The following is a 19715-nucleotide window of genomic DNA, read 5'->3' on the forward strand; positions in this document are numbered from 1 at the left end:
GGCACCCGGTCGGCAGGAGCCGATCGGGTGCCGGCACGGGCCGGCGGGATCACCGCCCGAAGCTGCGCAGCCTCAGTGAATTGGCGACCACGAGGACAGAACTCGCCGCCATCGCCGCCCCCGCGAGCATCGGGTTGAGCAGGCCCAGTGCAGCGACGGGGATGCCCACGGCGTTGTAGAAGAAGGCCCAGAACAGGTTGCCCTTGATGGTGCCCAGCGTCCGGCGCGAGAGCTCGATCGCCTGGGCGACCTGCTCCAGACTGTTGCCCATCACGGTGAGGTCCGCCGCCTCGATGGCGACGTCGGTACCCGATCCCATCGCGATGCCGAGGTCCGCCTGGGCGAGCGCTGCGGCATCGTTGACGCCGTCGCCGGCCATGGCCACGGTCGCCCCTGCCGCCTGCAGTTCGCGCACGGCGTCGACCTTGCCCGCCGGAGTCACCCCGGCGCGGACGTCCACGGCGTCGATCCCCACCGCGGCAGCCACCTGCAGGGCCACGGCACGGTTGTCGCCCGTGAGCAGGACGGGCCGCAGCCCGAGCCGGCGCAGGTGTCCGATCGCGGCCGCGGAACCCTCCTTGACGGTGTCGGACAGGGTGATGATGCCCGCGACGTCGCCGTCGACGGCCACCCACACCGCCGTCGCTCCCGCGTCCTCGGCGGTGCCGAAGGCCGCCGTCTGCTCACCGGTGGGGCGGATCCCGTTCTCCTCCAGCCAGGCTGCCCGGCCGGCCGTGACGGTCACGCCGTCGACCTCGCCGCGCACGCCGCCGCCGGGAGCGCTGGAGAAGCCCGTCGTCTCCGGGAGCCTGCCCCGCGCGGCGGCGTGCCGGGCGATCGCCTGGGCGATGGGGTGCTCGCTCGCGGCCTCGACGGCGCCCGCGAGGCGCAGCAGGCCGGGGGCGTCCATGTCGGACAGCACGACGACGTCGTCCACGGCCATGGCACCCGTGGTGACCGTGCCGGTCTTGTCCAGCACGATCGTGTCCACGGTCCGGGTGTCCTCGAGGACCTGGGGTCCGCGGATGAGGATCCCGAGCTGCGCGCCGCGGCCCGTGCCGGTGAGCAGAGCCGTGGGCGTCGCGAGGCCCAGGGCGCAGGGGCAGGCGATCACCAGGACCGTGACTGCCGCGGTGAAGGCCGCGTCGAGGTCGCCCGTGAGGACGAGCCAGAGCACGAAGGTGAGGATCGCGAGGACGAGCACCACGGGGACGAAGACGGCGCTGATGCGGTCCGCGAGCCGGGCGATCCGGGCCTTCCCGCTCTGCGCCTGGCTGACGAGGCGGCCCATGTGCGAGAGCACGGTGTCGGAACCGACGCGCGTCGCGCGGACCACGAGCCTGCCCGAGGTGTTGATCGTGGCGCCCGTGACGGCGTCGCCCGCGGTCACCTCGACCGGGATGCTCTCTCCCGTGAGCAGTGCGGTGTCGACGGCGCCGGCGCCCTCGGTGACCACGCCGTCGGTGGCGATCTTCTCGCCCGGACGGACCACGAACTCGTCGCCCGGGATCAGCGTGTCGGCGGGCAGGGTGACCTCGATGCGCTCGCCGTCGACGGTGCGGAGCACATGCGCTTCCCTGGCGCCGAGGCTCAGGAGTGACTTCAGGGCGTTCCCGGCCCGCTGCTTCGCCGACGCCTCGAGGAAGCGGCCGAGCAGCAGGAACGTCACGACGACGGCGGCCACCTCGAAGTAGAGGGCATGCGCGTCCATGCCGGCCATGCCGGGGTGCTGCGTCAGGGTGGGATCGGCGGCGAGCTGCCAGGCCGAGAAGAGGAAGGCCGCAGTGACGCCGATGGACACGAGGGTGTCCATGGTGGAGGACAGGTGCCGTGCGTTGACGGCGGCGGCCCGGTGGAACGGCCACGCGGACCAGGTGACCACGGGGACGGACAACGCGAAGACCACCCACCCCCAGTTCGCGAACTGGAGTGCGGGCACCATGGAGATCAACAGGACCGGCACGGACAGGAGTGCGGCGAGCACCAGCCGTGCCCCGAGCAGGGACGGCGTGTGCTCATGGTCGTGCGCGTCCCCGCCCGGTCGGTCGGGATGCACCACGTGGGCTCCGTATCCGGTGGCTGTGACGGTGTCGATCAGGTCCTGGTCGCTGATGGAGGCGGGGACCCTGACCACGGCGCTCTCCAGTGGCAGGTTGACGCTCGCCTCGACGCCGTCGAGCCTGCCGAGCTTCCGCTCGACACGGCCCACGCAGGACGCGCACGTCATGCCCTGGATGGACAGTTCGACGACGCGCTGCTCCTGGTCGGCGCGCTGCGCCGGGATCTGCTGCGTGGCCATGTCAGGACCCGGCGGGCACCACGGTGTAACCGGCCTCGGCGACGGCTTCGTCGATCGAGGCGGCATCCAGTGGTGCGGAGGACGAGATGGTGGCGGTCGACGTCCCGCCGTTGACGAGGTCGACGTCGACGGTCTCGACGCCGGGGAGCCCGGACAGCTCGCTCTCGACGGCACTGACGCAGTGGCCGCAGGTCATGCCGGTGATGTTGATCGTGGTGGTGGTCATGGTGTTCTCCTCGGATCGGGGTGGATGGTGGCGGATCAGCGCAGGAGCCGGCCGATCGCGGCCGTCGCTTCCTGGACCTTCTCCTGGACGGCGTCGTCGTTGCCGGAGACCTGGGACTCCTGGGCTGCCCCGACGACGCAGTGTGAGATGTGTTCTTCGAGCAGTCCCATGGAGACCGCGTGGAGTGCCTTGTTGACGGCTGCGACCTGGGTCAGGATGTCGATGCAGTACTTGTCCTCGTCGACCATCCGCGCGATGCCGCGCACCTGGCCCTCGATACGGCGGAGCCGCTTGAGGTAGGCGTCCTTGTCGGCGGTGTAGCCGTGCGGTGCCGTGGTCGCGTCCGTTGTGGTCTCGGTGGTCATCGATTCGCTCCTCGCATGTCGTCTACGATACCCTCAGGGGGTATAAGCCACCACTCCGACCGGATATTCCCCTGTCGAGGGAACGCCCAGCTGGACACCGTAGGGTGGCTGACCGGCACACCTCCGAATCCAAGGACGTCCATGACCCTCTCGCTGTCCGGCTGGCAGAAACGAGTGCTCCTGATCCTCGCCGCGATCGCGGTACTCGCCCTCTTCGCGCTGGCCTTCACCGCAGGACGCATCTCGGCAGGGCCCTCGTATCCGGGCACGGACAGCGCGGATGCGGGATTCGCCCGGGACATGCAGGTGCATCACAACCAGGCCGTCGAGATGTCGATGATCGTGCGCGACAGCGCCACCGACGAGACGCTCCGTGCGATCGCCTACGACATCGCACTCACCCAGCAGCAGCAGGCGGGGCAGATGTACGCCTGGCTCGAGGAGTGGGGGCTGGGCCAGAGCAGCCCGCAACCCCGCATGGAGTGGATGGCCGCGGGATCCGGTGACCACGGCGGCATGGACATGGGCTCGGGGGACGGCGCGTCCATGCTCACAGCCGACGGCCTCATGCCCGGGATGGCGACCGAGGCCCAGCTCGAGGAACTGCGCGCCGCCGACGGCGAGGACGCCGAGAGGCTCTACCTCACGCTGATGATCAACCACCACACGGCCGGCGTCGAGATGGCCGAGGCGGGTGCCGAACTCGCGGAGACGAGCCAGGTCCGGTCACTGGCCACCAAGATCCAGTCCGGCCAGCAGGCCGAGATCACGCTCATGCAGGGCATGCTCGACGCCCTCTAGGCCGCCCGTCCGGGCCGCGACCCGCTGGGTCGGGTTCGAGGACTGGCGCGACCCGCCGGTACATTTGTTTCCGGCGCAATCCGATCCGCGGTGTACGCCGCAGCCACTCCAGCACCGAAGGACATCTCGTTGAACAAGAAACGTTCCCAGGAGAACCAGGACCGCCAGGCGCGCCTGGCCGCCATCCAGGCCCAGCAGCGGGCCGGTGAACGCAAGCGCAACGCCCTGATCTTCGGTGGCATCGGAGCCGTGATCCTCGCGGTCATCATCGCCGTGACCCTCGTCATCGTGAACCAGGTGCAGGTGAACCGGGACCGTGAGGCTGCCGCCTCGCAGCCCATCGAGGGGATCCAGGAATATCCCGACGTGACGTTCAACCACGTCGACGGCCCGGTCGAGTACGAGCAGTCGCCCCCCGTCGGCGGGGACCACAGCCCCGTCTGGACCAACTGCGGCGTCTACACGGAGCCCGTGCCCAATGAGAACTCCGTGCACTCCATGGAGCACGGAGCCGTCTGGATCACCTACGACCCGGAGATCGGGCAGGAGGAGATCGACAAGCTGACCGAACTCGTGGGGACGCGTTCCTACGTGCTGCTGAGCCCCTACCCGGACCTCGGCACCCCGATCGCCGCCAGTGCCTGGGGCCTGCAGCTCGAGGTCGACTCCGCGGACGATGCGCGTCTGGCCACCTTCCTCGACAAGTACATCCAGGGCGAGCAGACGCGCGAGCCCGGCGCTGCCTGCTCCGGCGGGATCACCCCGGCCGGTCGCGCCTCCTAGTTCCTCCGATCCGCGTCCGACGGCGGCGCGGCGGGCCGGAAGCGGCTCGTCGCGCCGCCGTCGTCGGTCCTGGGTCCGCCCGGTCCGACTCCGCCCCACCCTGATCCCGGCCCGCCTGACGACCGGATGCGGAAGGTCGACGATTGTTTCCCGTGGGCCTGCCATGCGGGTAGCGTGGCGGACGATGGGCCGTGTACCGGCGGCCCGATGCGAGCAGAAGGTGGATCCCGGTGGCTGACGACCAGATACTCGGCGAAGTGTCCCTGCCGGGGATGCTGCAGGACATGGTGCTGGAGAGCTCCGACGTGAACGAGTTCCTCGACGGGCTGGCGAAGCTCGCTGCGGACGCGCTGTCCTCGGAGGGCAGCGAGGTGTTCTGCGGGGTGACCCTCCTCCGGCCGCGCGCCAAGGGAAACGTGGCGAGCAGCAGCGAGCAGGCGCGGTTGATGGACGAGGTCCAGTACCAGTTCGACGACGGCCCGTGCATCCGGGCCGCACGCGAGGGCCAGGTCTACGTGGTGCCGGACTTCCGCAGCGAGTCCCGCTTCGGCGAGTACACGAGGGCCATCGCCGACCATGGTGTCCGCTCGGCGATCGGAGTGCCGATCCCGCTCGACGGACTCGCCGCAGCCGGCCTGGACCTGTACTCGACCCGGGAGAACGCCTTCGACGAGGCCGCCATCGCCGCCGCCGTCGACCTCGCACGGGAGGCCTCGAAATCCCTCCGCATGGCTGTCCGCGTCGCGCACCTCTCCGACACCGGTGACCAGCTCCGGGCCGCGATGAGTTCGCGCACCACGATCGACGTCGCGGCGGGCATCATCATGGGGCAGAACCGGTGCAGCCACGACACCGCGATGACCATCCTCAAGGCTGCGTCCAGCGGCCGGAACAAGAAACTCGCGGACGTCGCAGCAGCGGTGGTCACCTCGATCGGGCAGGAACTCCCAGAGACACACTTCGACTCGTGAGCGGCAGGATCCCGCCGGCCACCGGCAGTGTCGCAACGCCCGCCGTCGTCGTCGATCTCGACGTCCTGGAACGGAACATCGCCGCCATGGCGACCTCCGCGCGGGAGCGGGGGATCGCGCTGCGCCCGCACGCCAAGACTCACAAGATCGCCGAGATCGCGCACCTGCAGGTCGCCGCGGGTGCCGTCGGCCTGACCGTCGCGACCATCGGCGAGGCCGAGGCCTTCGTCGCCCGCGGCATCGAGGACGTCTTCATCGCCTACCCCCTGTGGGTCGACGAGCGGGACGCCGGGCGCCTGCTCGCGCTGGCCGACCGCGCCCGCGTCCAGGTCGGCGTCGACTCGGCGGAGGGCGCCCTGCAGCTGGCCCGCAGCCTCGGGCCCGGTGCCGCCCGCATCGGCGTCCGCATCGAGCTGGACAGCGGACACCACCGCAGCGGAGTCCTGCCGGGGGAGGCCGTCGGGGTCGCCAGGGCCGCCGCGTCCGCCGGACTGGAGGTCCGCGGCGTCTTCACCTTCCCGGGCCACAGCTACGGCCCCGGAGCAGCGGGTCCCGCGGTCGCCGACGAGCAGGCCGCCCTGTCCGCCGCCGCGGCGGCCCTTCTCGACGCAGGCTTCAGCGATCCCGCCGTCAGCGGCGGGTCCACGCCGTCGGCGCCCCTGTCCTCGGGCGTCACCCTGACGGAACTGCGGCCCGGCGTGTACGTCTTCGGCGACGCGCAGCAGTGGGAGCTCGGCAACTGCCGGCCGACGGACATCGCGCTGAGCATCGAGAGTACGGTGGCGAGTCACCGGCGGGGCGCGGACGGAGGCCCGGACCGCTTCATCCTGGATGCCGGCAGCAAGGTACTGGGCAGCGACCGCGCCGCCTGGGCCACCGGGCACGGCAGGCTGCTCGACCACCACGACGCGCGCATCGTGGCGTTGTCCGAGCACCACGCCACCGTCGAGTGGCCCATCGGCCGGGAGCTTCCACCGCTGGGCTCGCGGCTGCGGGTGGTCCCGAACCATGTCTGCATGACGATCAACCTCGTGGACGAGGTGCAGGTGGTGCGCGACGGCGCCGCACAGGGACGCTGGGCGGTCACGGCGCGGGGACGGAACAGCTAGGCGCTGCCCGCGCCGACTGTCCCTCCGGCCGGATCTCCGCCCGGCGCTTCGTGGAGCAGACGACGATCACCTACCACCTCGCCGGGCTGCTGCAGAAGACCGGCTCGCGCGACCGGCTGCACGCCGTGCTCCCGGGTATCCGGAACGGGTTGCTCTCCACGGGGTCGCGCTGACGGCATGCCGGTCCATAATGGAGACATCGAAGGGCCACACCGTGGGGGAGTGCTGATGATTCCGGGAAGACGACGGCGGGCCGGCGCGGTGACCGCGGTGCTGGTGCTTCTGGTGACGGGGTGCGGTGGTAGCCGGCCGGCCGATGTCCCCGAACGCCCGGTCCAGGGCAACGTGCTGGACGCCGCCGAGATCCTCACGCCGGGCGAGGAGAAGGACCTCGACGCCCTCATCGATCGCCGGAACAGCACCACCGGTGCCGCGCGGGTCGCCGTCCTGACGGTCGACGGCGCCGGAGGGTCCATCGAGGACTACGCGCGCGGGGTGGCCACCGCCTGGCAGGTGGGCGACGAGGGCGCCGACAACGGCGTGCTCCTGGTCGCGGACACGGGTGAGCGGGAACTGCGCATCGAGACGGCCGACGGCGTGCGGGAGGCCTTCTCGGACGACGACGCCGAGGACGTCGTCGAGGACGTCCTCGAACCGGCCTTCGCCGATGAGGACTACGCCCGGGGGCTCACGGAGGCCGTGGACCAGGTGTACCTGTACGCGGAGGGTTCGGAACCGGAGGAGGAGCCCTTCGACTGGGTGCTGTTCGCCCGGGTGGGCGGGGGCATCGCCCTCCTGCTGTCAGCGGTCATCGGGTGGATCGTCGCGGACTCCCGCCGCCGTCGTCGACGCGCCGACGAGGAACTCCGGGCCGCCGAGGAATCGGACCCCGATCTCCGGCTCACCGAGGAGCAGCGCGACGCCTACCGGAAGTACCGGTACAGCAACCGTGGCAGTGACGCCGTGAGCAACCCGGCCCTCTGGCTGCCCCTCTACGTGGCGAACCCCGCGCTCTACTCCGGCGGCACCGCTGGCCACTCGTCGGGTTCCTCGATGAACGGCGGCGGCGGTTTCAGCGGCGGCGGAGCGTCCGGGAGCTACTGACCGACGCTCTACTGGTCGACGGCGGCACCGATGGGCTCGAGGACGACGTCGGGGAAGTCCTTCCTGAAGTGCCCGACCTTCCACTTGTCACCGAAGACGGCCACGATCTCGCCGTCGGACCGGAACATGATCTCACCGCCGCGGAAGGTCTGCGGCACGCCCTGGCTCTCGGGCGCCACGCGCATCGCGAGCGTGTAGGACAGGTGGTCCAGCGACGTCGGCGCATTGAACTCGGTGCCGAGCCGCTCGGCGGCGACCTCGAACTGCAGGGCACCGACGGCGGCCAGGACGGGCGCCTGATCGCCTCGGAGGTCCGAGCGCAGCACCTGCACCACACCCTCGTGCTCGAGCTGCTCGATGCCGCGGCGGAACTGCTTGTAGCGTCCCGGATCCTTGGCCCGGGCGACGGCGAAGAGTTCGGGGGAGAAGCGGGGGATGTCGGGGAACTGCACGGGCTGCTCGGCGAAGAGGCTGTCGCCCACGCGGAGGCTCGTGGCATTCACGAGGCCGACGACGTCGCCCGGCCACGCGGTGTCCACCACCTCGCGGCTGCGGCCGAGGACGCGGTGCGCGTACTTCGTGGCGAAGGGCTTGCCGGTCCGCTGGTTGGTGATGACCATGCCGCGCTCGAACGTGCCGGAACAGATGCGCAGGTAGGCGATGTGGTCGCGGTGCGCGCTGTCCTGGCCGGCCTGCACCTTGAAGACGAAACCGGACATGGGCGCGTCGATGGGCCGGGGCTCGTCCTCCTTGGAGGGACGCGGCGAGGGCGAGGGTGCCACATCCACGAGGATGTCGAGGAGTTGGGAGACGCCGAAGTTCTTGGCGGCCGCCGCGAACAGGACGGGCGTCTGCCGCGCGGCTTCGAACTCCTCGCGGTCGAAGGAGCCGTTCGAGGACTCGACCAGGCCGGACTCCTCGCGCGCGTCGACCCACGGACCCGCATCACGCGGGTCGAGGGTGTCGATGTCGACGTCGGTCTCCTCGGCAGCCTGGGCGCCCGCCTCGACGGCCTCGAGGGCGATGGCCCGCTGTGCCCGGAGGTCCAGCAGCCCCCGGAAATCGCCGGCGATCCCGGCCGGCCAGGTCAGCGGGACAGGCGTCATGCCGGTGCGCTCGCCGACGTCGTCGATCAGCCCGAGCGCGTCCAGGCCCGGCCGGTCCCACTTGTTGATGACGGTGATGATCGGGATGTTGCGGGCCTTGCAGACGGCCAGCAGCTTCACGGTCTGCGGCTCGAAGCCCTTCGCGGCGTCGATCAGCATGACGGCGGAGTCGACGGCGGCGAGCACGCGGTAGGTGTCCTCGGAGAAGTCGGCGTGGCCGGGGGTGTCCACGACGTTCAGGATGGTGTCGCGGTAGGTCAGCTGCAGCGCGGCCGAGCTGATCGAGATGCCGCGCTCCTGCTCGATGCCCATCCAGTCGGACACGGTCGCGTGGCGGCTCGACTTGCCGTGCGTGACACCGGCGTCCTGGATGGCCCGGGCGAGGAGTGCGAGGGCCTCCGTGAGGGTCGACTTGCCGGCGTCGGGGTGGGAGATGACGGCGAAGGTGCGACGGCGTCCGGCCTCGCGGCGGACGGCGTCGGCGTCGAGGACGGGGGATTCGGTTAACAGGGCCACATCCTTATTGTCCCCGATCCTGGTGAGCAGCCGGCCGGGGAGGCCGCGTGTTCGCTGTGCGCGTGGATGCCGGGGACTACCCTAGGAGGCAGATCACCGCGCGCTGCTACTGGGAGGACGTTCGCGACATGACCGATCAGGCATCCCTGCAGAAGGCTGACCGAGGCTCCGGGCACGCCGACCTGCTCTCGCGGTACGGGCTGGGCGTGGCCCTCGGCGAGGTGGCGCCCGCCGGTTCCCTGCCGCAGCCGGCCGCTGCCTCGAACGCCCCGGCCGCCCTGCAGAACCTCGTGGCGCTCGCCGTCCAGCTCTGCAACGCCCGGTACGGGGCCATCAACGTGATCACCGAGGACGAGTTCCACCAGATCGCCGCGCTGGGACTCGAGCCGCTCATGTGCGCGCGGGACGACTCGCTGTGCGGGCAGGTGCTCAAGTACGGTTCCACCGTCGTGGTGGAGGACTGCAGCGAGGACGTACGGTTCCGGGCGAACCCCTTCGTGGACGGTCGCTTCGGGGCCGTCCGGTTCTATGCCACCACGCCTCTCCTGACGACGGACGGCGTACCCCTCGGCACCCTCTGCATCTTCGACGAGGAGCCGGGCAGCCTCACCGGACAGCAGACGGCGGGACTCGAGACCCTGGCCGCCCAGGTGGTCGACGTCCTCGACCTCCAGCTGCGGACACGCCAGCTCGACGCGACGATCTCCGAGCTGCAGCGCAGCAATGAACTGCTCGGCGAATTCGCGGGCCGGATCAGTCACGACCTGCGTGGACCCCTGACCAACGTCGTCGGACTCGCGGAGCTCGCCGAGGACGAGCCCGACCTGCAGGAGGGCCCTGCGGGCACGTACTTCAAGCGCATCGGTGCGAGCGCCCTCCGCATGTCCTCCATGGTGGAGAACCTCCTCGGCTATTCGCGGGTCGGCGGGGCCGCGCATCCGGAGACCGTCTCCCTCGCGGCCGTGGTCCAGGCCGCCGTCGACGACCTGGGGCACCACGTGGACGGCGTGCGCATCCACACCGAGGACTTCTCGGCCAGCGCCGATCGGGAGCAGCTGCGCGTCCTCATCCAGAATCTGGTGGCCAACGCCGTCGCCTACGCGCGTCCCGGCATCCCACCGGAGGTACGCATCAGCGGTATCGCCACGCCCGGATCCTGGCGCCTTGAGGTGGCCGACAACGGGAAGGGCATCCCGCCGAAGGACTACGACCGCGTCCTCGAGCCGCTGGTGCGCCTCGACCGTGACGGGGATCCGTCCGGCACCGGGATCGGCCTCGCGACCTGCATGCGGATAGCGCAGGCCCACGGCGGACGCCTCGCCTTCGCCCGGACCCCCGGCGGCGGCCTCACCGTACAGGTCGAGTTCGGCCCCGGTCCCGTCGGATAGGACCCCGCCGGGCTTCAATCGGAAAGCCGACCCGCCAAAGTACTGGACCCACGCCCCGCAGGAGCCTATTTTCGACGTAAGGGACGTCGTCCGCGTCCCGTAGGTGGTAGGGCATGCTGGTCTTCAAGGTGGATGTCGAGGCAGCTGAGGACGGGTTCACGGTGACCTGCCCTGATGTCCCGGCGCTCCACCACCGCATCGCGTCGCTCTGGGAGGCCTGCGGCGTACGTCCCGTCCTCGCCGAACTGAACGGTGTCCCGGACGACCTCGTGTGGCTGCAGATCAGGGCACGGGCAGGAGCGGTGACCGTCGTCTCGGACGTGCATCCACTCCACTGGGTCGCGTTCCACTCGGTCGCCCGGCCGGCGCACCCGTCCTTCGACCGCGGGAGCATCGTGTTCGACCACGCCCTGACCGCCCTGCGGCACGAGGCCGATCAGGCCGAGCGGGAGTGCCGTGGGCATGCCAGGGTCAAGGTCATCGTCTCCTTCCTCGACGGCACCAAGGTCCAGGTCCCCCGGACCGGGGGCTACCCCCTGGCCGACGTCATCGACGGCACGCGGGCGACGGGTGACCTCAGCGGCTGGCTCAGGGAGCGGCTGACCGGACAGGTGTCCCCCGTCTCGGACTGGCATGCCCCCGTCATCGGGTTGCAGGTCGGCGTCTTCGCGCCCGAGGCCGCGGACGCCCGCCGCTATCGGTGAGGCTTCACCGGGTATCTCCGGCTTGTGCACCCTCGACCACGTCCTCTAGAGTTGCCGCAATAATGAACGCCATTCATTTTGTGGCGCAGGTCATTCGTCCGCACCCCGAAAGGAAGATCCCGTGGGCTCCTCCCCCTCCTCGACCGTCCCCCAGGAAGCCGGGACCCTTCCAGCGCCGGGTGCCACGATGCCCGCCGAATGGGAGCCCCACGCCCGGACGTGGATGGCGTTCCCGCCCGCCAACGACACCTTCGGGGAGCAGGGGAGCGCTAGCCTGGACCGGGCACGCAGGGCCTGGGTCCGCGTGGCGCAGACCATCGCCCGGTACGAGCCGGTCACCGTCCTCGCCGATCCGGCAGACCTGGACCGGGCGCGCGGCATGCTGGGAGAGGACATCACCGTCGAGGCGGTGCCCCTCGACGATGCGTGGCTGCGCGACTCCGGCCCCACCTTCGTGCAGGAGCCGGGCGGAGGAGTGGCGGCGGTCGACTGGGTGTTCAACGGGTGGGGAGCGCAGCACTGGGCCGCCTGGACCGAGGACGCGAAGGTCGCGGCGGCCGTCGGACGGCTCGCCGGGGTGGGCGCGACGACGAGTGACCTCGTCAACGAGGGCGGAGGATTCCACGTCGACGGGCGAGGCACCGTCCTGCTGACCGACACCGTCCAGCTCGACCCGGGCCGGAACCCGACCGCGACCAAGGAGTCGGTGGAAGCCGAGTTCCACGCCCGCCTGGGCACCCGGCACGCCGTCTGGCTGCCCTGCGGGCTGACGCGGGACTACGACGAGTTCGGCACGCGGGGCCACGTGGACATCGTCGCCGCGTTCACGGCCGCCGGGACGCTGCTCCTCCACCGGCAGGACGACCCGCAGCACCCGGACCATGAGGTGACGCGCAGGCTGCGATCCGTCCTCGCCGCAGCCGTCGACGCCGACGGCGCCCCCCTGCGGATCGTCGACGTGCCCGCACCCACCGCGATCCGGGACGACGGGGAGTTCGTCGACTGGTCCTACATCAATCACTACGTCGCGAACGGCGTCGTCGTCCTCTGCGCCTTCGACGATCCCCGGGACGAGGTGGCGGCAGGCATCCTCGCCGAGGCCTACCCCGGGCGGACGATCGAACTGGTGGACGCCCGCGACATCTTCGCCTTCGGCGGCGGCATCCACTGCATCACGCAGCAGCAGCCGCGAGCGCGAGGGGGCGAGCAGTGATGCCGATCGATGTCGTCGAAGCCACCATCCGGGACCTGCGCGAGGCCCTGGCCGCCGGCCGGACGACCAGCGAGGAGCTCGTCACCGAGTACCTGCGCCGGATCGAGGCCTACGACCGGGGCGGGATACGCCTCAATGCGCTCGTCGTCCTGAATCCGCACGCCCTCGAGGAGGCCCGGGCCTCGGACGAGCGGCGGGCACGCGGAACGGTGCGGGGGCCGCTGGACGGTGTCCCGTACACCGCGAAGGACAGCTACAAGGTGAAGGGCCTGACCGTCGCCGCCGGCTCTCCCGCCTTCGGCGACCTGGTCGCGCAGCAGGACGCCTTCACCATCGGCCGGTTGCGCGACGCCGGAGCCGTCCTCGTAGGCCTCACGAACATGCCGCCCATGGCCAACGGCGGCATGCAGCGTGGTCTCTACGGGCGGGCGGAGAGCCCCTACAGCGCCGGCTACCTCACTGCCGCGTTCGCCTCGGGGTCGTCCAACGGCTCCGGGACGGCGACCGCCGCGAGCTTCGCGGCCTTCGGGCTGGCGGAGGAGACCTGGTCCTCCGGACGGTCACCGGCCTCGAACAACGGCCTCTGCGCCTACACACCCTCCCGCGGCGTGATCTCCGTCCGGGGGAACTGGCCGCTCGTGCCGACCATGGACGTCGTCGTGCCGCACTCCCGCACCATGGCCGACCTCCTGGAGATCCTGGACGTCGTCGTCGCCGACGACGACGATGCACGCGGTGACTTCTGGCGCGCCCAGCCGTGGATCGACATCCCCGCCGCGTCGGCCCTCCGGCCCGACTCGTACGTCTCCCTCGCTCCGCGCGACGCCGACGAGGCACGCGGGCACCTCGCCGGGAAGCGTTTCGGCGTGCCGCGCATGTACATCAACGGGGACCCCGAGGCCGGTACCGGCCCGTCCGCCGACATCGGAGGGCCCACGGGCCGGGCCATCCGCACCCGGGCCTCCGTCCTCGACCTGTGGGCGGCCGCCCGGGCGGACCTGGAGCGGGCCGGGGCGGACGTGGTCGAGGTGGACTTCCCCGTCGTCTCCAACTACGAGGGCGACCGTCCCGGTGCTCCCACGATCACGACTCGGGGGCTGGTGAGTTCCGAGTTCCTGCAGAGCGAGATCCTCGACCTGTCCGCGTGGGCCTGGCACGACTTCCTGCAGGCGAACGGCGACCCGGCCCTGGACTCCCTCGCCGACGTCGACGGTGCAACGATCTTCCCGCCGGACGGCGGGGCACTTCCGGACCGGTACAGCGGTTTCGACGACGACATCGCGGCATATCCCGAGTTCATCCGGCGGCACGGTGCGGTGAAGCTCGTGGACATCCCGCACCTCGAGGAGGGTCTCCGGGGCCTCGAGGAGACACGCCGCGTGGACCTCGACGAGTGGATGGCCGGTCTCGGGCTGGATGCCGTCGTCTTCCCGGCGGCAGCGGACGTCGGACCGTCCGACAGCGATACGAATCCGGCATCGGCGGACATCGCCTGGCGGAACGGCGTCTGGGTGTCGAACGGCAACCTCGTGCCCCGGCACCTCGGCATACCGACGGTCACCGTGCCGATGGGGGTGGCGCAGGACCTCGGGATGCCCGTGGGGCTGACCTTCGCCGGCCCCGCCTACAGCGACACGGAACTGCTGCGCCTCGCGGCCGCCTTCGAGGCCACGGGGTCGCGACGCTCGGCCCCGCCGCGGACCCCGCCGCTGTAGGGGCGGGGAGGCTCGCGGCGGCGCCGGAAGCACCGGCGCCGCCGCCGTCGTCCTACGGGCGGGGCTCGACCGCCGCGGCCCTGGCCTCGCCGCGCAGGCTCCACGCCGCGAGGACCGATGCCCCGACCATGAGCAGGGCAGCGATCCCGGAGGTCACCGTGACGCCGCTGTCGAAGGCGGAGAAGGCCGAGTCCCGGAGCAGGGACGCGCTCGTGGGGCCGAGCTGCGTCGCCACCTCGACGGCGCCGCCGAGGGTCTCGGTGGACGTGTCCGCCTGCGTCGAGCTGAGGCCCGCAGGGAGCCGCAGGTTCTGCTGGTAGGACGCGAGCAGGATACTGCCGAGCACGGCTGTGCCGAGGACCGAGCCCACCTCGTAGGCGGTCTCCGAGACGGCGGACGCCGCACCCGCCTTCGCGGCGGGCACCGAGGACAGGATGAGGTCGTTCGAGACCGTCTCCGACGCGCCCACGCCGATGCCGAGGATGACGAAGGCGATCATCAGGAACCCTGCCGATCCGCCCTCACCCAGCAGGGCGATCATCGAGTAGGCGGCCGCCGAGAAGAGCAGCGCCACCGGGACGACGGCGTGCGGGGGCAGCCTGCGGGCGAGCGGCACGACGGCGAGGCCGGCGATGATCGTCACCACGAGGCCCGGCAGCAGGACGAGCCCGGCATCGAGGGGGCTGTACCCGAGGACCAGCTGCAGGTGCTGCGAGACGAAGAACAGGAAGCCGACGAGCGAGAAGATCGCGAGCAGGTTGACCAGGACGGCCCCGGTGAAGGCGCGGACCCTGAACAGGCGGACGTCGAGCATGGGATCGCGACGCCGCAGCTGGCGCACCACGAACGCCGTGCCGGCAGCGAGGCCGATGAACGCGGCCGTCACCGAGACGAGCAGCGGTCCGCCCTTCGCGAGGTTCTTGATGGCGTAGACGACCGGCAGCATGGTCGCGATGGACAGGACGATGCCGGCGTAGTCCACGCGGCCCGGGGTGGCGTCCCTGGATTCGGGCACCACGGCCGGGGTCAGCGCGAGCATGAGCACGAGCACGGGCACGGCGAGGAGGAACACGGAGCCCCACCAGAAGTGCTCGAGCAGGGCGCCGCCGAGCAGCGGGCCGAGGGCCGCGCCGGCCGAGAAGCCGGCGGCCCAGACGGCGATGGCGACGCGCCGCTGGTTGCGATCCGTGAAGATGTTGCGGATCAGCGAGAGCGTCGAGGGCATGAGCATGGCACCGAAGACGCCGAGGCCCACGCGTGCCGCGACGAGGAATCCGGCGGTCGGTGCGAAGGCGGCCACGACGGAGAAGAGGGCGAAGCCGGCCGCTCCGATCATGAGCAGGCGGCGCCGGCCGAAGCGGTCGCCGAAGCTGCCCATCGCCACGAGCAGTCCCGCCAGGACGAGGGGGTAGCTGTCGACGATCCAGAGGAGCGTCGTGCCGCTCGTCGCGAAGTGGCGGGAGATCTCGGGCAGCGCGAAGCTCAGCACGGTGTTGTCGACCGAGACCAGCAGCACCGGCAGCATCAGCACGGCAAGGGCGAACCATTCGCGGCGGCCGGCAAGGGATACGGGGGAGGAAGGAACGGCACGCGGGTTCACCTCGGACACACGTGCGGAGGGGGAGGGTGTTGTCATCCCTCTAAGCTATACCGTCCGGCCGGTACAGTACAACAAAAGTGACCGGTATCATCGTGGGGTGTCAACTTCCCGCGAGCGCATCCTCGACAGCTTCGAGAACGCGCTGATCCGTGACGGCGAACGGGCCGCCACCATGGAGGCGGTCGCCGCCGCCGCCGACGTCTCCAAGGGCGGCCTCCTGTACCACTTCCCCTCCAAGGAAGCCTTGGTGGAGGGCCTTGCCGACCGGCTCCGCGGCCTCGCCGACCGGGACCGGGAGTCCATGGCCTCGGCCCCGGACGGAGCGGCACGCTACTACGTCAGGACCTCCGTCTTCGAGGACAGCGCCCTGGACCGCGCCCTCGTCTCGATGGCCCGCCTCGCGCAGCAGGGCCATCCGACGGCGAAGGCCTCGCTCGCCGAGATCCAGGAGCGATGGCTGGACGCCCTCGAGGCGCAGCTCGGTGACCGCACGACGGCGCGCGCCGTCAAACTGCTCGGCGACGGGCTCTACTACGATGCCGCCTTCTTCGCCTCGGCGGGCTCTGGGCGGACGAGTCCCGAGGAGATCGCCGAACTGCTCGACGTCGTCGACCTGATCGTCTCGGGACGCGGAGCCGGCGCCTCACAGGAGTAGGCATGATGCCGGGTGGTCCCGGACGCCCGGACGCCTCACTAGAGTGGGCCGTACAGCCACATCCGGCAGAACCACCGACCAGAGGGACGATCACGTGATCAAGGGTTTCAGGGACTTCATCCTGCGCGGGAACGTCATCGAACTGGCGATCGCAGTGGTGATCGGCAGTGCCTTCACCGCGCTCGTCGGCGCGTTCACGGCGAACATCATCCAGCCGGTCATCGCGTCCGCGGGCGGGGTCGACGTCGGCCTCGGCTTCCGGATCCGCCCGGGGAACGACGCCACCTTCGTCGACATCGGAGCCGTCATCACGGCCGCGGTCACCTTCCTCATCACCGCAGCCGTGGTCTACTTCCTCTTCGTGATGCCGATGAACCGGGCGACCGCCCGCCTGCGCGCGCTCGCAGCACCCGAGGAACCCGCGGAGGAGCCCCTGCCCGTCGACACGGCGCTGCTCACAGAGATGCGCGACCTCCTCAAGGAGTTGGCCGCCCGGGACGTCCGGCACTGACGGCGCAGGTGGACGGCGACGCAGCGCGGCGACGGACCTGTGCGCCGTTGCCGGCGCCGCCCCGGGCTGATGCGGTCACGCAGTGCGCCCGCGGTGTCGGGGGGATCAACATCCCCGACGCCAGGTCAGTTGCTGGGAGTCGAGGTGATAGGTGGCGCTTGGACAGTCGGGCTCGGGTCCGCAGGAACAGGCTGCGGAGGGAGCCCTGTCGACGAGGACGCCGGCGGCCCGGACGGTGTAGGCGGCGACGGCTGGAGAGTTGTGGGCGGCGTCGGTGAAGGCGACGGATCGAGAGTCGTGGGCGGCGTTGGTGAAGGCGACGGATCGAGAGTTGTGGACGGCGAAGGTGGGACTGTCTTGTCGGAGGGACTATCGGCGCTCGCCTCAAGCGGCACCGAGATGCTTCTTGTTACCGGTTCCGCATCCCCGTCCTGTGTGGACGCAGTAACAACCACGCTTGCCTGTCGCACGCTCTCTTCCACCCACTGCCCGCGCACTATGCAGGACTCTCCTGGTTTCAGAACCTCGAGACATTCATCCGAGATCAAGATGAACGACACGTTCCCACTCAGACCTACGTCAGGGACTATGTCCTGACTGCTGTCATTGCTTATCTCGATGGACTCGACTGCCCCAGCTTCCGCGACGGGCCCGCCATCATCGAAGTCGACCACCCAGCTGCTCTCCCCGATCTTCACACGGTTCACGACACCCTCGGGACCATCGGTTCCGGTAGCCTCGACTTCCGGTTCCGGTGCGCAGGCGCCGACAATCACGACGCACAAGAATAATGCCGCCGACTTCGCGATCGACCGTGGCTCCATCGGACTAGCCACCTCCCGGGTTGAATTCGATTCGATTCTCGGCGTCGTCGTCCAGGATTATCGCAACACCAGACGTTCTCGACCAGCCTGCCGGCAGAAGGAAGTACTTGCCCGCACTCAGGGTGACAAATTTCAGTCCCGTATATTTGAAACGATACTTTCCGTCCGGAGAAGATATGACCTCTTCTTTCACGGGGCTTCCTATGGCCAGGGACTGAGAGCTGTAAACAGTGACCGAGGGACGCTTGTACAAATCTCGGGCGTACTCCCTGGATCGGCCGGTACCCAGCGCTCCTGCATATAAGGAGCACGCCCAGAAGAGGGCCACGACCACCAGGAGAACTACGGACACATAGCCGAGCTTCTCCCACACGGGTAAGTGCCTGGTTTCTCGATTGTTCAGCGCAGACAGACAGCGCAGCACCCAGAAACCGTAAGCGCAAAGCCCGATTCCGCCGCCCAGGACCGCGGGCTCGAACAGGAAGAAAGTGGCGAAGGGTGGTTCTTCGAAGATGGACCAGACTGCGAGCAATGTGACAACGGTTCCCACCAGGAGGAGTAGCCATGCGCCGATCCTCAAAGGGACGAGACCAGTCAGCCGCCTGATCATACTTGCCGTCACGGCGTACACTCCGATACAGACAACACCTACCAGCAGGATCAATATCGCTGGGACGATTATCGCATCGGCGCTTCGCAGGAGGTAATCGACTGTCGAGTACTCCAGAATGCTCTGATCGATGCCGAAATAAGCGGTCCGCGTCGCCGTCATCGTCCAGCCGAACCAGAATGACAAAGCAGTGGCGACGGTGGTCAGGGGCGCGATAATGGCAAACCACTGCAACAGCGAGTGGCTGAGATCTGCCCCCTTCGCGGTTGTAGTTGCCCCCCTACGTGGCGCGGCCCGTAGTCTTTCCGATTCGGATGTGTTCATCAGGCGCCTGCGCTGCGCGTTGTCGGGGCCTCCCGGAGTTCTGCTCAACGTCCGCGCCTCCTTCCAATGCCTCACTCCCGTCGTTCGACCGACGCGGGCGGACAGAATGGTGCCACTACCTATTTCCCCATCCTGAGCGTTACCACTCCGTTACTGCGCTTCAGCGGTCAGGTCGCTCGTGCATGATTTCTGCATATGTCATGCGTTCCCAGGTGAAGCTCAGGCCGACCACGAAGTCATTGCACGGAGGAGAGGCGAATCGTCACGTTGCGGGGGTGGCCTCCGGTCAGGATCGGGGTGCTTACCGTGGAGATCTGGTCGCCCCGACTGATGCGGCCGTCTCCGTCGAGGTCGGCGTGGACGCGAACTTCGTAGCGGCTCGTGGGGTCCACCTCGGGCACGGAGAGTACGAAGGTCAGACTCGTGACGCCTGGTGGATGTTCAGCAGTAAGGGAGAGGCGGGCCGCCACCACTGCGGCCGCATCTGCGCGGGAGGTGTCCTCGACGATCACGTGGAGTGCCGTGCCCGATGGTATTGCCCGCGCTGGGTCGAAGAGAACTGTGCCGGAGAGCGACATGGGAATCAGTGACATGGGAACATCCTCCAGAACCAGGGCCGTGATGTCTGTGAAGGCTTATCCGAGGCACACGCCGGCTGGACAGTGTCCACGGCTGCCGTCCTTCCGGGGGTGGGCCTGGCACCTCTGGCTCTCCCCTCCGCGGCGAGGCAGCCGCAACCATCCAACACCTGAACAGTCGTTCAGGTGAGCGCAGGGACGACACCTACTACCCAAGGTCCTTCACCGGAGAGGGCCATGGGGGAAGTGAACCAGCCCTTGGCATCACGCCACCTGGATTGGGTGGGCCCGTGGGCGAAGGATTTCCCTTCGG

19 protein-coding genes are annotated in these 19715 nt (G+C 69.7%); 12 read left to right on the plus strand and 7 right to left on the minus strand.

All coding sequences use genetic code 11. The annotated features are described in order from the left end of the window. Positions 1 to 49: 49 nt before the first annotated feature. From ACX80U_RS14910 to ACX80U_RS14920, 3 genes are read right to left on the minus strand one after another with little or no spacing between them, the layout of a single operon-like run. Positions 50 to 2299, minus strand: coding sequence for a heavy metal translocating P-type ATPase (locus ACX80U_RS14910; protein WP_208740290.1), 2250 nt, complete (start codon positions 2297 to 2299; stop codon positions 50 to 52). 1 nt (position 2300) lies between these two features. Then, on the minus strand, positions 2301 to 2525 hold the full coding sequence (locus tag ACX80U_RS14915; RefSeq protein ID WP_208740289.1) for a heavy-metal-associated domain-containing protein: 225 nt from the start codon (positions 2523 to 2525) through the stop codon (positions 2301 to 2303). 35 nt (positions 2526 to 2560) lie between these two features. Then, entirely contained in the window at positions 2561 to 2890 is a 330-nt protein-coding gene (locus ACX80U_RS14920; RefSeq protein WP_208740288.1) for a metal-sensitive transcriptional regulator, read from the minus strand. Positions 2891 to 3031: 141 nt separating this feature from the next. Between ACX80U_RS14920 and ACX80U_RS14925 the strand changes: the two genes are divergently transcribed. The 6 genes from ACX80U_RS14925 to ACX80U_RS14950 all read left to right on the plus strand — a co-directional run bounded on the left by ACX80U_RS14925 (position 3032) and on the right by ACX80U_RS14950 (position 7658). Beyond that, the gene (locus ACX80U_RS14925) at positions 3032 to 3691 is read left to right on the plus strand and encodes a DUF305 domain-containing protein (RefSeq protein WP_208741644.1); all 660 of its coding nucleotides are present in this window, start codon (positions 3032 to 3034) and stop codon (positions 3689 to 3691) included. Positions 3692 to 3820: 129 nt separating this feature from the next. After that, a complete protein-coding gene (locus tag ACX80U_RS14930; RefSeq protein WP_133081560.1) occupies positions 3821 to 4474 on the plus strand; it encodes a DUF3105 domain-containing protein in 654 nt (217 codons plus the stop codon). Between the two features lie 230 nt (positions 4475 to 4704). Beyond that, positions 4705 to 5445, plus strand: coding sequence for an ANTAR domain-containing protein (locus ACX80U_RS14935; RefSeq protein ID WP_459268997.1), 741 nt, complete (start codon positions 4705 to 4707; stop codon positions 5443 to 5445). Then, a complete protein-coding gene (locus ACX80U_RS14940) occupies positions 5442 to 6554 on the plus strand; it encodes an alanine racemase (protein WP_459268998.1) in 1113 nt (370 codons plus the stop codon). Before ACX80U_RS14935 ends, ACX80U_RS14940 begins: the two co-directional genes overlap by 4 nt. 50 nt (positions 6555 to 6604) lie before the next feature. Further along, positions 6605 to 6727, plus strand: a complete 123-nt coding sequence (locus ACX80U_RS14945) for a hypothetical protein (protein WP_459268999.1) — start codon at positions 6605 to 6607, stop codon at positions 6725 to 6727. Between the two features lie 55 nt (positions 6728 to 6782). After that, positions 6783 to 7658 carry a TPM domain-containing protein gene (locus ACX80U_RS14950; RefSeq protein WP_459269000.1) on the plus strand — a complete coding sequence of 292 codons (876 nt, stop codon included), beginning with the start codon at positions 6783 to 6785 and terminating at the stop codon, positions 7656 to 7658. Between the two features lie 8 nt (positions 7659 to 7666). Here the strand turns inward: ACX80U_RS14950 and ACX80U_RS14955 are convergent, their stop codons facing one another. After that, positions 7667 to 9280 carry a peptide chain release factor 3 gene (locus tag ACX80U_RS14955; RefSeq protein ID WP_459269001.1) on the minus strand — a complete coding sequence of 538 codons (1614 nt, stop codon included), beginning with the start codon at positions 9278 to 9280 and terminating at the stop codon, positions 7667 to 7669. 128 nt (positions 9281 to 9408) lie between these two features. Here ACX80U_RS14955 and ACX80U_RS14960 point away from each other — a divergent pair, with 128 nt between their 5' ends. The 4 genes from ACX80U_RS14960 (at position 9409) to ACX80U_RS14975 (ending at position 14300) form a co-directional block, all read left to right on the plus strand. Continuing rightward, a complete protein-coding gene (locus ACX80U_RS14960) occupies positions 9409 to 10668 on the plus strand; it encodes a GAF domain-containing sensor histidine kinase (RefSeq protein WP_133081558.1) in 1260 nt (419 codons plus the stop codon). Between the two features lie 113 nt (positions 10669 to 10781). Continuing rightward, the gene (locus tag ACX80U_RS14965) at positions 10782 to 11372 is read left to right on the plus strand and encodes a hypothetical protein (protein WP_208740286.1); all 591 of its coding nucleotides are present in this window, start codon (positions 10782 to 10784) and stop codon (positions 11370 to 11372) included. A 187-nt stretch (positions 11373 to 11559) separates the two neighbouring features. Continuing rightward, positions 11560 to 12585: an agmatine deiminase family protein gene (locus ACX80U_RS14970; RefSeq protein WP_208741641.1), complete on the plus strand. Its 1026-nt coding sequence runs from the start codon at positions 11560 to 11562 to the stop codon at positions 12583 to 12585. After that, the gene (locus tag ACX80U_RS14975) at positions 12585 to 14300 is read left to right on the plus strand and encodes an amidase (RefSeq protein ID WP_459269067.1); all 1716 of its coding nucleotides are present in this window, start codon (positions 12585 to 12587) and stop codon (positions 14298 to 14300) included. Before ACX80U_RS14970 ends, ACX80U_RS14975 begins: the two co-directional genes overlap by 1 nt. A gap of 52 nt (positions 14301 to 14352) precedes the next feature. Here ACX80U_RS14975 and ACX80U_RS14980 read toward each other — a convergent pair whose 3' ends face one another. Beyond that, positions 14353 to 15936 (minus strand): MFS transporter, encoded by a 1584-nt coding sequence (locus ACX80U_RS14980; protein WP_459269002.1) that lies wholly within the window; start codon positions 15934 to 15936, stop codon positions 14353 to 14355. Between the two features lie 61 nt (positions 15937 to 15997). Between ACX80U_RS14980 and ACX80U_RS14985 the strand changes: the two genes are divergently transcribed. Both ACX80U_RS14985 and mscL read left to right on the plus strand, forming a co-directional pair. Beyond that, positions 15998 to 16555 (plus strand): TetR family transcriptional regulator, encoded by a 558-nt coding sequence (locus ACX80U_RS14985; RefSeq protein ID WP_133081554.1) that lies wholly within the window; start codon positions 15998 to 16000, stop codon positions 16553 to 16555. A 94-nt stretch (positions 16556 to 16649) separates the two neighbouring features. Then, positions 16650 to 17066, plus strand: a complete 417-nt coding sequence (gene mscL / locus ACX80U_RS14990) for a large conductance mechanosensitive channel protein MscL (protein WP_133081553.1) — start codon at positions 16650 to 16652, stop codon at positions 17064 to 17066. Between the two features lie 828 nt (positions 17067 to 17894). Here the strand turns inward: mscL and ACX80U_RS14995 are convergent. Next, positions 17895 to 18824, minus strand: coding sequence for a hypothetical protein (locus tag ACX80U_RS14995; RefSeq protein WP_459269003.1), 930 nt, complete (start codon positions 18822 to 18824; stop codon positions 17895 to 17897). A gap of 236 nt (positions 18825 to 19060) precedes the next feature. Then, a complete protein-coding gene (locus ACX80U_RS15000) occupies positions 19061 to 19417 on the minus strand; it encodes a YbaY family lipoprotein (RefSeq protein WP_459269004.1) in 357 nt (118 codons plus the stop codon). Between the last annotated feature and the right edge of the window lie 298 nt (positions 19418 to 19715).

Source organism: Arthrobacter sp. TmT3-37 (assembly GCF_054510835.1).

Coding starts and splice junctions, on each gene's coding strand:
- ACX80U_RS14980 (WP_459269002.1), bottom strand. CDS start 15,936: ATGACAACACCCTCCCCCTCCGCACGTGTGTCCGAGGTGAACCCGCGT.
- ACX80U_RS14925 (WP_208741644.1), top strand. CDS start 3,032: ATGACCCTCTCGCTGTCCGGCTGGCAGAAACGAGTGCTCCTGATCCTC.
- ACX80U_RS14995 (WP_459269003.1), bottom strand. CDS start 18,824: ATGAACACATCCGAATCGGAAAGACTACGGGCCGCGCCACGTAGGGGG.
- ACX80U_RS14950 (WP_459269000.1), top strand. CDS start 6,783: ATGATTCCGGGAAGACGACGGCGGGCCGGCGCGGTGACCGCGGTGCTG.
- ACX80U_RS14965 (WP_208740286.1), top strand. CDS start 10,782: ATGCTGGTCTTCAAGGTGGATGTCGAGGCAGCTGAGGACGGGTTCACG.
- ACX80U_RS14915 (WP_208740289.1), bottom strand. CDS start 2,525: ATGACCACCACCACGATCAACATCACCGGCATGACCTGCGGCCACTGC.
- ACX80U_RS14910 (WP_208740290.1), bottom strand. CDS start 2,299: ATGGCCACGCAGCAGATCCCGGCGCAGCGCGCCGACCAGGAGCAGCGC.
- ACX80U_RS14970 (WP_208741641.1), top strand. CDS start 11,560: ATGCCCGCCGAATGGGAGCCCCACGCCCGGACGTGGATGGCGTTCCCG.
- ACX80U_RS14920 (WP_208740288.1), bottom strand. CDS start 2,890: ATGACCACCGAGACCACAACGGACGCGACCACGGCACCGCACGGCTAC.
- ACX80U_RS14960 (WP_133081558.1), top strand. CDS start 9,409: ATGACCGATCAGGCATCCCTGCAGAAGGCTGACCGAGGCTCCGGGCAC.
- ACX80U_RS15000 (WP_459269004.1), bottom strand. CDS start 19,417: ATGTCACTGATTCCCATGTCGCTCTCCGGCACAGTTCTCTTCGACCCA.
- ACX80U_RS14975 (WP_459269067.1), top strand. CDS start 12,585: ATGCCGATCGATGTCGTCGAAGCCACCATCCGGGACCTGCGCGAGGCC.